The organism is Sulfurovum sp. (genome assembly GCF_015493435.1).
In the GTDB taxonomy this organism is placed as follows: Bacteria; Campylobacterota; Campylobacteria; order Campylobacterales; family Sulfurovaceae; genus Sulfurovum.
In genome coordinates this window covers 61415-74252 of record NZ_WGDD01000014.1, presented here as the reverse complement: position 1 = coordinate 74252, position 12838 = coordinate 61415, and the positions used below count along the sequence as shown (strand labels likewise).

Below are 12838 nucleotides of genomic sequence, written 5' to 3'. Positions count from 1 at the left end.
GAAGGGCTTATGACTGCCAATCAGAAGATAAGTGACCAACTCCTGCTGGGGAACTCCTATAGTGAAGAGCTGATAGATGGGGTAAAGAAGAGCTTTTCTTTGCATTATATAGACTACAAAAACCCTGAAAATAACGTCTTTCATGTCACAGAAGAGTTTGTGGTAGATAGGGTGAGACAACAGGAGCAAACAAAGACTAGACGACCTGACTTAGTATTGTTCATAAACGGTATACCCTTTGGGGTAATAGAGCTTAAAAAAGCTTCACGAGGTACAGAAGAGGGCATCTCTCAGATGTTACGCAATCAAGACAGCCATGAGATACCCAACCTTTTTAAGTATGTACAGATAACACTTGCAGGAAACAACCACTCCCCACAGTATGGAACAACAGGCACACCTAAAAAGTTTTATGCCGTTTGGAAAGAAAAAGATGTAGACTTGAGTACTGTAGTGAAAGACCGTACACCTTCACCGTTAGATAAAACTGTTTATGCACTCTTTGAAAAACACCGTATGGTGGAGTTGTTGCACTCATTTGTCATCTTTGATGGCAAGGTGAAGAAGATAGCACGGTATCAACAGTATTTTGCCATAGAGAGCATCATGGAGCGTATAGGTAAGCTTGACAATACAGGTAGACGACAAGGTGGACTCATCTGGCATACGCAAGGGTCTGGTAAGTCTTTGACTATGGTGATGTTGGCAAAGGTCATCAAACGAAGCATAGTAGGGTCTAAAGTCATCATAGTAACCGATAGAAAAGACTTGGATAAGCAGATACATGACACTTTTAATAACTCCGAAGTTAAAGCTGTAAGGGCAAGGTCTGGTAAAGATTTGGTAGCGTTGTTGCAGTCTGGTAAGTCTGTTATAACCACCCTCATACATAAGTTTGAGAAGGTTAAAAATGAGAACGTCACATTTGATGACCCAAATACCTTCATACTCGTAGATGAGTCGCACCGTACACAGGGTGGAGATATGCATAAAGCGATGAAAAAAGTCTTTCCTGAAGCGTGTTACCTTGGCTTTACAGGGACACCACTTATGAGAAGAGAGAAGAACTCTTTTGCTAAGTTTGGTGGAGAGATACATCGTTATACCATCAACCAAGCCGTGGAAGACAAAGCTGTACTGCCACTACTCTATGAAGGACGACTGGTAGACCAATGGGTGAACGATGAAAAAGGACTAGACAGACGCTTTGAGCAGATAGCTAGACACTTAGAAGAAGAGCAAGTGCTTGACCTGAAAAAGAAGTGGGCAAGGTTTCAAAAAGTGGCTTCTAGCGAGAGACGGCTTGAGATGATTATGCTAGACATCAACGAAGATGTACGCAAACGCCTGCAAGGTACAGACTTTAAAGCCATGCTTGCTACAAGTTCTAAGTATGAAGCCATCAAGTACCATAAACTCTTTGAGGAGATGGGAGACATACGCACGGCATTTGTCATCTCTGCACCTGACAGCAGAGAAGGACACTCTGAGGTAGATGATGAAAACAGAGCATTTATCCAAGAAGAGTGGTCAAGAGTGATGAAGAAGTATGGGGATGAAGAGAAGTATTTAGATAAAGTCAAAGATGAGTTTATCAATGGTGAAGAGATAGAACTTCTCATCGTGGTAGACAAACTCCTTACAGGATTTGATGCACCAAGAGCTGCGGTACTTTACATAGATAAATTGCTTAAAGAGCATAACCTCTTACAAGCCATAGCAAGGGTAAACCGTCTGTATGAGGGGAAAGACTTTGGGTTTATTGTAGATTACCGTGGATTGCTTGGTGACTTGGATAAAGCACTTAATGACTACTCCGGACTGGCTGATTTTGATGAAGAGGACATTGCAGGGGCAGTGTTTGACATAAAAGAAGAGATAGCTAGGGTTAAAACCTATTATGAGTATTTGGAAGAACTGTTTAAAGAAGTGGAGAATAAGCAAGACCAAGAGAGCTATGAAGTCTACTTGGCAGACGAAGAGAAACGTAAACTTTTTTATGATTATCTCTCGCATTATGCCAGAGCATTAAAGCTGGCACTTTCCAGTGACAAGATAAGTGAAGTCTTTAGCGATAAAGAAATAGCAAACTACAAAGAGAAGATGAAGTTCTATGCAGAGTTACGCAAAGCGATACGCATACGTTACCATGAACAAGTAGATTTTGGGAAGTATGAGAAGCAGATGCAAAAACTACTTGATACGTTTATCTCTGCAGATGAAGTGAATCAGTTGACGAAACTGGTAAACATCTTTGATGAAGAGTTTGAAGCAGAATTAGAAAGAGTGGTAGGGGATAATGCCAGAGCAGACAGCATACTGAGTGCCACAACAGCAGTTATCACTGAAAAGCGTGAGAGCAACCCTGCGTACTACGATAAGCTCTCTAAACGCATACAGGAGATCATAGAAGAGTATAGAGAGAAACGACTGACCGAAGAGGAGAAGCTTAAGCACGCGAAAGAGATACGAGATTTACTCCTTAAAAATGAATCTGAAGAAGAGTCAAGCTACCCAGAGAGTATCAAGCATAATATCCATGCAAGAGCTTTTTATGATAACTTGGAAGAGCGTTTTAGCGAAGCGATGAACAATGTGGATGAGCGTATCTTGGTGGCAGAAGCACCTCTATGGTATGCAGGAAAGGCATCAGAAGCAGCAGAAGATCTGCTCACACAAACGGTAATGAAGATAGTAGAGATATTCCGAGAAGCATCCAAGAAACCTGACTGGAAAAATAACTCTGATATGCGTAACAAGATAGAAGGACAGATAGATGATCTTTTTTGGGAGATGGAAGATAAGTATGGTCTAAAGTTCACTAATACTGATGAACTACTGGCAACCATACAGCAGATAGGTATAAATAATTATGACTAGGAAAGGGGCAGCGACTTTAGTCGCTGATGAAAAACATGAAACAAACGCGACTGAAGTCGCGTCCCCGAAGATTGTCATTATAAAAAAAGATGTCAAACATATCAACCTCAAAGTCAAACCAAGTGGAGAGGTAATACTTACAGCTCCTACTGATAGTAACGAAAGAGATATAGCGTATGTACTTAAAAAAAGAGCTGACTGGATCGATAAGAAGATTGCTTTTTTTGATGCCCATAGAGATGAACATGAAAAAGAGTATGTAAGTGGAGAGAACTTTCGTTATCTCGGGCGAAATTACCGTCTTAAGGTGATAGAGAGTAAAGAGGAGGGTGTAAAGCTTCAAAAAGGTTATTTGCAAGTTTTTGTGAAGGATACGGCTAATATTGAACGAAAAAAGAGACTCTTGCGTGCATGGTATAGTCAAAAAGCTCAAATACACTTTATGAAAGCGATTGAAAAGTATAAGCCTATTGTCAAACAAGAGATTGAAACGGTACGTATACGTGAGATGAAGACTCGGTGGGGAAGCTGTAACCCCTCTAAAAGTTATATCAATCTCAATCTAAAACTGATAGAGAAGCCTACTGAGTGCATAGAATATGTGGTGTTTCATGAGTTGGCTCACTTGGTGCATGCTGATCACAGTATGAAATTTTACAACTATCTTGACCTTATTATGCCGGATTGGAAAAGACGAAAGGAAAGGCTGGAGAAAAATCTCTGACCTTTGTATGATCTTCAGTTAAAGCATCCCCATCGCCAGCTTGGCTTCGTCGCTCATCTTGCTCTGATCCCACGGCGGATTGAAAACAATGTCCACATCGACATGTTCGAGATATTCCAGGCGCTTGCTGATGCTTTTGACAAGGTCGACGATCACATCGGACATAGAACAGGTTGCCGAAGTGAGTGTCATGGTGATTTCGCAGCGTTTGAGCAGTGTCACTTCATCTGTCCAGCATTTGACATTGTAAATGAGCCCCAGATCGTAAATGTTTACCGGCAGTTCCGGGTCATAGATCTTTCTGAGTTCCTCTATGACCATTTCTTTCATCTCTTCATCACTGGGGGTTTTGTCGAGAAAGGCACGCTTAGTCTCATCCATCCGTTCTCTGATCTCTGCTTCGGTCGGTTTTTTGACTTCAGACTTGGGTGCTTCTTCCTGTTTGCCGAATTTTTCTTCGTAAGCTTTCATCTCTTCGGCTGTGGTCGGAATATCGTCTATTTTTATATCATTTGGGTCTTTCATAGCTTGTCTCCATTGTGTTTTGCGCAGGGTGCTGTGTTCTCACGGCACCGTAATATACATTTTTCCGTTATTCCCGGTGCTCTCGGAGGACAGCACCCTACATTGCTTCTTTGCATTTTCTGGCGTAGGCATATACCATGTTCAAAAAGGCTTCAAGGCTCTGCTGCCTGACGGGAGAAAGCAGTTCGATGATGCCCATCTCATGCAGTTTCGCCGGGTCAAAATTCAGTATCTCATAGGGTGTACGGTTGTTGAAAATATCCAGCAGGAGTGTCAGCATTCCTTTGGCCATTTCAGAAGTGCCTTCTCCCCGAAGGATGAGTTTGCCGTCACGGCATTCGCCGACAAGCCATGCAGCAGAAGCACAGCCTTCCACAAAGGTTTCATCATTTTTTTCTTCTGCGGGAAGTGTCGTGTGCTTCTTCCCCAGATCGAAGATATATTCGAGCTTGTCATTGGCGGTAGGGAAAAGATCAAAATCTTCTTTATAGGCAGCTACCCTTTCTTCCATGGTCATGATGCATCCTTTTTGTGTACGGTATAAAAAGCTTTTTCAAACTCTTCCTTGATACGCTCCTGCTGGCGGCTGTCTTTGACTTTCTCTATGAGCGTATTGGCAAAGGCAATGACCAGCATTTTTCTCGCTTCAGTAACGGAAATACCGCGTGACTGGAGGTAAAAGAGCTGTTTTTTGTCCAGCTGTCCTGTTGTTGAACCGTGAGAAGCTTCCAGTTCGTCGATGTAAATTTCAAGCTGCGGTTTGGCAGCCATATAGGCACTTTCATCGAGCAGTACGGCTTTGGAATTCTGGTGGGCTTTGCTGTACTTTGCCGAATGATCCACCCTGATGAGTGCATCAAAGATCCCGCGGGAATGTCCATCGAGAATATTTTTAGCTTCCTGGGAAGAAGTGGCATGCTCTCCTTTGTGGATGATCTGTGAGACAGTACCGCGTCGGGATTCACTGTTGAGATAGAGCAAATGCCCCGCTTCGACATGGGCATGGTCTTCCAGCACGATCCTGAGCATCTGCAAGCCCAGCCCTCCGCCGAAATCAAAAGATTTCAGCAAGGCATTCGCCTCTCTTTCAACATGAACGTTATGTGAAGCGACCATCGCATAGTTCTCAGGATGCAATGTCTGTGTTTTCAGTACCCTGAGTGTGCTGTTCGGGGCGATCCGCATATCATAACCGTAAAGGACAAGCGTATCTCTGACCGCATCATCTTCAAATCTTTCATATACGATGGCATGTCTGTTGCTCTGGTTCTCAAGAGAGATACGGTAATTGATCAGTGCATTGCTGCGGGTAAATCGGTGTACGATCTCAACATGGGCATCTCCGTCTATCTCGATCGTGATGACATGCGGCGAGAGCAGGTGGCCAAGATAGTAGAGCGGGTCAAAATGCTCCATTTCCACATGTTTGCACGCTTCGTAGAAGATACGCATACCTTTGGGGGCAGAAACGACGGTACCGTCCACGATCTCGACATGGTCACTCTCCTGAATAGCTTTGGGAATATAATCGAGCAGAGCATACTCTCTACAGAGCAGTGTTTCTATGTCAAAGTAACGGTAGGCTTCGCTCTTTTTGCTCGGAAGGCCAAGGTCATGCAGCTTTTTAAGCTGTGGTTCCCGGACATCTGTCCCCAGCAGGACAGCCAGTTCCTCTACGCTTTTGTTTCTTAGTGTGTCCGGTGTCATGACGCACTGTCCTCTTCGATAGATTCATACCCTTTGTCTTCGAGCTGCTCTACAAGTTCAGGCCCGGCAGTCTTGATGATGCGCCCGTCTTTGAGTACATGGATATAGTCAGGCTCGATGTAATCCAGAATACGGCTGTAATGCGTGATGACCAGGAAAGAGCGCTTGCCGTCCTTCATCTTGTTGATCCCTTCGGAAACCGCCCTGAGTGCATCGATGTCCAGTCCGGAGTCTATTTCGTCAAGAATGATCACTTCGGGTTCAAGAATAAGCATCTGAAGGATCTCGTTGCGTTTCTTCTCACCGCCGGAGAAGCCTTCGTTGAGCGAACGGCTGATCATATCCGATTTCATGCCGAGCATTTCGAGGTGACTCTTCATCAGCCTGAGGAATTCGGCTGCGTTGAGCTCTTCCTTGCCTTCGTGTCTGCGTTTGGCATTGAGCGCCGTTCTGAGGAAGTAGGCATTGTTGACCCCCGGGATCTCCACGGGGTGCTGAAAACTGAGGAAGATACCTTCAAGGGCTCTCTCTTCAGGCTCCATATCATTGATGCTTTTGCCTTTGTAGCGTATGTCGCCCCCGGTGAGTGTGACATCGTAATGTCCCACAATAGTCTTGGAGAGGGTTGACTTTCCCGCACCGTTCGGCCCCATAATGGCATGCACTTTCCCCGGCTCAAGCTTGAGGTTCAACCCTTTGAGTATCTCCTTTTCTCCTATCTTTGCATGTACGTTCTCTATTTCCAATACTGTTTTCATCCTACGCTTCCTTCCAATGTTAATTCCAATAATGCTTTTGCTTCGACCGCATACTCCATAGGGAGCTGCGAAAATACCTCTTTGCAGAATCCGTGTACGATCATCGAGACGGCATCTTCTTCGCTGATACCCCTTTGTCGCAGGTAGAAAAGCTGTTCGTCACTGATCTTTGACGTAGTTGCTTCGTGCTCTATCTGTCCTTGTGTGTCTTTTGATTCGAGGTAGGGGAAAGTATGCGCACCGCATTTGTCCCCAATGAGCAGAGAATCGCACTCCGAATAGTTTCGGGCACCTGCGGCATCCGAACCTATTTTGACCAGACCACGGTAGGTATTTTGCCCTTTCATCGCCGAAATACCCTTGGAGATGATGGTCGAAGAAGTATTCTTCCCGAGGTGGATCATCTTCGTACCGGTATCTGCCTGCTGGGCAAGTGTCGTAACAGCGACCGAATAGAATTCGCCCACACTGTTGTCTCCTTTCAGGATGCAAGAAGGGTACTTCCAGGTAATGGCCGAGCCGGTTTCCACCTGTGTCCAGGAGATCTTCGAATTGTCTCCTTTGCACAGACCGCGCTTGGTCACGAAGTTGTAGATACCGCCTTTGCCGTTTTCGTCACCCGGATACCAGTTCTGGATGGTGGAGTATTTGATCTCTGCATCTTTCATGGTCACAAGCTCGACCACGGCAGCATGCAGCTGGTTCTCGTCACGTGTCGGTGCGGAACAGCCTTCGTTGTAACTGACGTAGGCCCCTTCGTCTGCCACAATGAGCGTCCGTTCAAACTGTCCGGTGTTGAGTGCGTTGATACGGAAATAGGTACTGAGTTCCATCGGGCAGCGTACACCCTTGGGGATGTACACAAACGTTCCATCGGTAAAGACAGCTGAATTGAGTGCTGCAAAATAATTGTCCGCCATCGGTACGACCGAGAACATATATTTCTGAATCAGTTCCGGGTAGTCGCGTATGGCATCGGAAATGGAGCAGAAGATTACACCGTGCTTTTGCAGTTCTTCGGAATAAGTGGTCTTGACCGATACCGAGTCAACCACCGCATCTACCGCTACTTTTACACCGGCAAGCTGTTTTTGCTCTTCCAGGGAAATACCCAGTTTCTCATATGCGGCAAGGATCTTGGGATCGACTTCGTCAAGACTTTCTATGCCCTGTTTGGGGGCAGCATAGTAGGAGATGGCCTGGTAGTCTACAGGATCATAGCTCAGGTGAGCCCAGTGGGGTTCTTCCATCGTCTGCCACTTCTTCAAGGCTTTGAGCCTGAGCTCAAGCATCCATTCGGGTTCTTCTTTCTTTTTTGAAATAAATTTGATCGTATCTTCATTCAGGCCGGGAGGGACAACATCGGTTTCGATATCGATCTCAAAACCGAGTGAATAGTCACCGGAAACGGCTTTGTTGAGTTCTTCGTTTGCCATACAGGCTCCTTTAGGATAAATTTTGTCCTATTTAACTTTATAGTTATAGCACAGATAGTTTAATCGAAGTTTAAGTCCGGCTACGGCCTGTAAACCCTGACATTCTCTCTGTTTTCCGAATCGCGCAGGTACTGGGCATGCAGCTGGCTCATAATGCCCTTGTCGCAGTAGAGCAGATATTCTCTGTCCTGGGGCAGTTTTTTGAACTCAGTCTTGAGTTTGTGAAAAGGGATCTGTATGCTTTCGCACTCTGTCCGGATGCAGGGAGCGTCGGTACGTATATCGATGACGGTGTAGTTATCGGAGGAAAGGTCCTTGACCACTTCGACCGGTGCCGCTTTGCTCACGTCCTCCACGATGTCCCGAACATCGATACTGATGGCATCTTCCACTGCTTTATCAAGTACTTCGTAGTTAAAACGCTTTGCTTCTCTTTCCATCCGTTTGAAAGAACCGTGAATGATAGGGTTTTTGGAGATGACCCCGCAGTACTCAGGCATATTCTCGGCAAAATAGCGTGTGCCGATTTTTGTGGCGATGTTGATGATCTCCGGTTTGTTGAAGGTGGCAAGCGGACGCAGTACCAGTTTGTTCGTCACCTGATCGATGAGTGCGAGGTTTCTCAGTGTCTGACTGGAGACCTGAGCAACACTTTCACCCGTGACCAGCGCATCGATGTTCATTTCATCGGCAATTTTTTCTGCGGCCATCAGCATGAGACGTTTGAGCGTAACCCCCATGTAGGTTTCGGCTGTGGAGCGGAAAATTTCTTCAACGACACTGTCAAAGGGAACGGAGACAAATTTGACCGGATGGGAAGCGCCGTAACGGCTCCAGAGGTAGAGCGAAACCTGTTTGACACCTATTTCATGTGCTGCACCGCCGAGATTAAAGAAAATAAAATGGGTCTTGATGCCGCGTTTCATGGTCAGGTAACTGGCTACGGTCGAGTCAAAACCGCCTGACATCAAAGAGAGCACATCGCCTTGTGTACCGATGGGAAACCCGCCCAGCCCGGCATATTTACGGGTAATGATATTAAGCTGGTTGTTAATGAGTTCGATGCGTACCGTTTCTTCGGGGGTATGCAGATCGACTCTGTCGGCATTGCTGTGTGCCAGTGTATAGCCGCCGATGACACGCTCCATTTCGGAAGAATTGAAGGGATGGCTGCCGGTACGCTTGGCACGCACTACAAAACTTTTACCCTCGATATCCGGTGCGGCCACTTCACAGACCTTCTCTTTGATCTGCTCAAGCGTTTCCATTTTATCGAATTGCAGTGCTTCGAGTACCTGCTCGATACCCGGTGTGTGCAGCAGGGTATTGCGTACTTTTTCAAGCACCGTGACAGGGGTGACCACTTCGATCTTGTCAGAGAACTTTTTGATGGCAACCGTTTCGTCTATGTCATGCAGAAGTGTTTGAAGGTTGCTGTAGAGCTGCTGCACCATCTGTTTTTTGGCCGATGCACCTTTGACCATGATCTCAGGGAAGAGTTTAAGAATGAATTTTTGTGTTTTTAGCTCATTATCGCTCACGCGCTGTATCCTTGCAGTTAAATTGGACAGTATTATATCACAAGAGTATTATCATCCTATGCGTTTCCCGTTCCCCGCCTGTCCGTTGCACCATAGCGGACAAATCCTTCCGCTTATATATTTTTATTTATACTTATTTTATAAAATAAAAAAAATATATGCTAAAATAGCATACTGTCTTTATTTTTATGAAAGACGGAAGGAACGTCCATTATGAAAAGTATGAAGTTTTTCGTTCTCTTCGCAGCACTGTTGTTCGTTGTAGTGTTTTACCGGACCTATGAGCAGTACAAGGAGATAAACCATACACAAAAGCTCATTGTACTGCATGAAAGCAGTTCTCTTGCCGAATTCGTTTCCGCCTTCCGGAAAACCTATCAGGATATCTTTCTGCGTGAACATATTGCCATCACAGACAAAACATTAAATTTGCTTCCTGTAAAAACACTTACCGAGATCAGTCAACGATTTACCTCGAAAGTCCAGGGGGAAATCACGATACGTACTGTTTCTGACCGGCCGAGAAACCCGGCGAACCGGGTTGACGACTTTGAAGAACAAATGATCGGGTATTTCAAGGTACATCCCGAAGTGAAATACAGGTTCATAGAACAAGAGGGTACATTCAGCTATTTCAAACCCATCTATATAGAAAAAACCTGTCTGCGCTGCCACGGCAAGCGTAAAAATGCAATCCCGAGTATACGCAAAAGATATGCTACAGCATACAATTACAAGCTCGGCGAAATACGCGGTATTATGCATATCAAGATCAAAGACAGTGACCTTTTTGCCGGCCTCTACGACAATTTTCTCAAATCACTCTTGAGTGCCGTGCTGATGTATCTTCTTCTTTTGCTTATCATTTATCTTCTGATCAAACGTATTCGCTTCAAAGAGGTGGAATACATGCATAAACTGGAAGGAGATATAGCAAAAAAAACGTATGAAATCAAAAAACAGAAAGAGACGTTCGAAACACTGTTCGAAAAGTCCTCTGACGGTATCCTTATCGTTGACGGTTCAACCTTCATCGAGTGCAATGAAAAAATGGTGGAAATATTGAAATACCCTTCCAAAAAAGAACTTCTCAATATGCACTACAGCGACATGGTCCCCAAATTCCAGCCTGACGGCAGGAACTCTTATGAAAAATCAAAAGAAATGATCGCACTGGCGAAACAATACAACGGGTATCAGTTCGAATGTGTATACCGCAGGGCCAATGGCGAAGAATTTCTTGCAGAAGTGACGCTGACACCTATCGTACTTGGCAAGCGTCATGTCATCTATACGGTTGTGAGAGATATTTCCGATAAGAAAAAAGCACAACTTGAACTTTTAAGGCAGAAGAACATCCTCCACCACCAGGCACATCATGATGGTCTGACAGGACTCCCCAACCGGACACTTTTTGGCGACAGGCTCGAACACGGTCTTAAACTGGCAGAACGTCATCTCGGCAGGCTGGCGCTCTTTTTCATAGACCTGGACAATTTCAAGCAGATCAATGATTCACTGGGACACCAGATAGGAGACAAAGTACTTGTGGTCGTTTCGGAACGGCTGAAAGCAAAAATACGCAAAGAGGATACGCTGGCACGGCTGGGAGGAGACGAATTTACCATCATTATGGAAAATCTCGAGGAGATCCGGCAAGTCTCTGTACTGGCCCAGAAAATACAGGCTGTATTGGGCCAGCCGATGCACATAGACGGGCATACGCTCTACATCTCCTGCAGTATCGGTATTTCTTTCTATCCGCAGGATGCCCAGAATGCCAATGATCTTGTCAAGTATGCCGATGCAGCGATGTACAAAGCCAAAGAGGAGGGCCGAAACAACTTCCAGTTCTATTCAGCAGAAATGACTGTTCTGGCATATGAACGCGTGGTTATGGAAGCCAGTTTGCGGCAGGCGATCAAAAATGAAGAATTCATACTCTATTATCAGCCCCAGGTCAATGCGGAAACCAGCATGATGATAGGAATGGAGGCACTGATACGATGGGAACATCCGCATCTGGGCCTGCTGCTGCCTGAAAAATTTATTCCGCTTGCAGAAGATACCGGACTGATCATTGAGATAGACAGATGGGTCATGCGTACAGCCATGAAACAGATACATCAGTGGTACGGCAGGGGGCTGAACCCCGGAGTCCTTGCCTTGAACCTGTCCATACGGCAGCTCACGGATGAGCACTTTATCGGAATCATCAATGAATGTTTCGATCGTATCGGTTTTAAATCCGAATGGCTTGAGCTTGAAGTGACAGAGGGGCAAATGATGAAAAAGCCTGAAGAGGCGATCGAACGGCTTGAGCAGATACAATCGATGGGTATCAAGATCGCCATTGATGATTTTGGTACAGGGTACTCTTCCCTGAGCTACCTGAAACGCCTGCCTGTAAGCAAACTGAAAATAGACCAGTCGTTCACGCACGGTATTCCAGAGGACAAAGAGAATGCCGCCATCATCAAAGCAACTATTGCTCTGGCCAAAAGTCTTCATCTCAAACTGATCGCAGAAGGGGTGGAGAATGAAGAACAGAAAAATTTTCTTATGAAACATGGCTGTATCAATATGCAGGGGTATTACTATGGCAGACCCATGCTGGCAGAGCAGATAGAGAAAAAATGTTTTGATATTTGCTGAATTGAGTACACAGGAACATCAAAGTCAGATGACCTATATCAAACTTTTCAAAAGACAATAGCGCTAAAATAGCAGGAACCATACTAACTACGGAGATGCAAATGAAAAAAATATTGACAATAGCATTGGGAACACTGCTTTTTACCCAGGCCGGATTTGCCGTACAGCAAATAATGCAGAAAGAACTTCCTTTGACAAAAATGCAGCAGCAGAACAGAACCATCGTCAAAATGGCAAGCGAGGAACTCTCAAAAGATTTACCCCAAAAAATAGATCAGTACACAACACTGATGAAAATTGAAGGAAAACAGGAAAGCCTGATTTATATTTTTGAGATAAATACCGGGGCCAAAAGTGATGAAGCGGTACAAAAAGAAGACCGGACACGCATGCAGAAAGCAGTCACACGGGGTGTATGCCATACCTCCAAACGTTTTTTGGATGCGGACATCACTATCGTCTACCGCTATCTCAGTGCAAAAAGCAAAAAAGAACTGTTTCACTTTGATATCAGCAAGGGAAACTGTACCTATATAAAATAAGCAATATCATCCTGGTTTGTCCCGGCACACAGTGTATTTCTTGATTTAATCTTCAAATTGTACTATCATA

General features: G+C 45.0%; 10 protein-coding genes. 4 read left to right on the top strand and 6 right to left on the bottom strand.

The window, feature by feature from the left end; all coding sequences use genetic code 11:
* A partial coding sequence (locus F8L24_RS02675; RefSeq protein WP_294951483.1) for an HsdR family type I site-specific deoxyribonuclease occupies positions 1-2880 on the top strand: 2880 nt, incomplete at its 5' end.
* A complete protein-coding gene (locus F8L24_RS02670; RefSeq protein WP_294951482.1) occupies positions 2873-3604 on the top strand; it encodes a SprT family zinc-dependent metalloprotease in 732 nt (243 codons plus the stop codon). The genes F8L24_RS02675 and F8L24_RS02670, both read left to right, overlap by 8 nt.
* Before the next feature lie 18 nt (positions 3605-3622).
* Here F8L24_RS02670 and F8L24_RS02665 read toward each other — a convergent pair whose 3' ends face one another.
* From F8L24_RS02665 to thiI, 6 genes are all read right to left on the bottom strand, one after another.
* Complete coding sequence (locus F8L24_RS02665; RefSeq protein WP_294951480.1) at positions 3623-4129, bottom strand: iron-sulfur cluster assembly protein; 507 nt, start codon at positions 4127-4129, stop codon at positions 3623-3625.
* A 97-nt stretch (positions 4130-4226) separates the two neighbouring features.
* A complete protein-coding gene (locus F8L24_RS02660; RefSeq protein WP_294951478.1) occupies positions 4227-4646 on the bottom strand; it encodes a SufE family protein in 420 nt (139 codons plus the stop codon).
* A complete protein-coding gene (locus F8L24_RS02655; protein ID WP_294951476.1) occupies positions 4643-5836 on the bottom strand; it encodes a SufD family Fe-S cluster assembly protein in 1194 nt (397 codons plus the stop codon). The genes F8L24_RS02660 and F8L24_RS02655 overlap by 4 nt, the downstream gene beginning before the upstream one ends.
* Positions 5833-6594 carry a Fe-S cluster assembly ATPase SufC gene (gene sufC / locus F8L24_RS02650; RefSeq protein WP_294951473.1) on the bottom strand — a complete coding sequence of 254 codons (762 nt, stop codon included), beginning with the start codon at positions 6592-6594 and terminating at the stop codon, positions 5833-5835. The genes F8L24_RS02655 and sufC overlap by 4 nt, the downstream gene beginning before the upstream one ends.
* Positions 6591-8030, bottom strand: a complete 1440-nt coding sequence (sufB, locus tag F8L24_RS02645; protein ID WP_294951471.1) for a Fe-S cluster assembly protein SufB — start codon at positions 8028-8030, stop codon at positions 6591-6593. The genes sufC and sufB overlap by 4 nt, the downstream gene beginning before the upstream one ends.
* Positions 8031-8110: 80 nt before the next feature.
* Positions 8111-9571: a tRNA uracil 4-sulfurtransferase ThiI gene (gene thiI / locus F8L24_RS02640; protein WP_294951469.1), complete on the bottom strand. Its 1461-nt coding sequence runs from the start codon at positions 9569-9571 to the stop codon at positions 8111-8113.
* Between the two features lie 213 nt (positions 9572-9784).
* On the opposite strand from thiI, the gene F8L24_RS02635 reads away from it, so the two are divergent.
* A complete protein-coding gene (locus F8L24_RS02635) occupies positions 9785-12226 on the top strand; it encodes a DUF2672 domain-containing protein (protein WP_294951467.1) in 2442 nt (813 codons plus the stop codon).
* A 101-nt stretch (positions 12227-12327) separates the two neighbouring features.
* The gene (locus F8L24_RS02630) at positions 12328-12768 is read left to right on the top strand and encodes a hypothetical protein (protein WP_294951466.1); all 441 of its coding nucleotides are present in this window, start codon (positions 12328-12330) and stop codon (positions 12766-12768) included.
* Positions 12769-12838 lie beyond the last annotated feature (70 nt).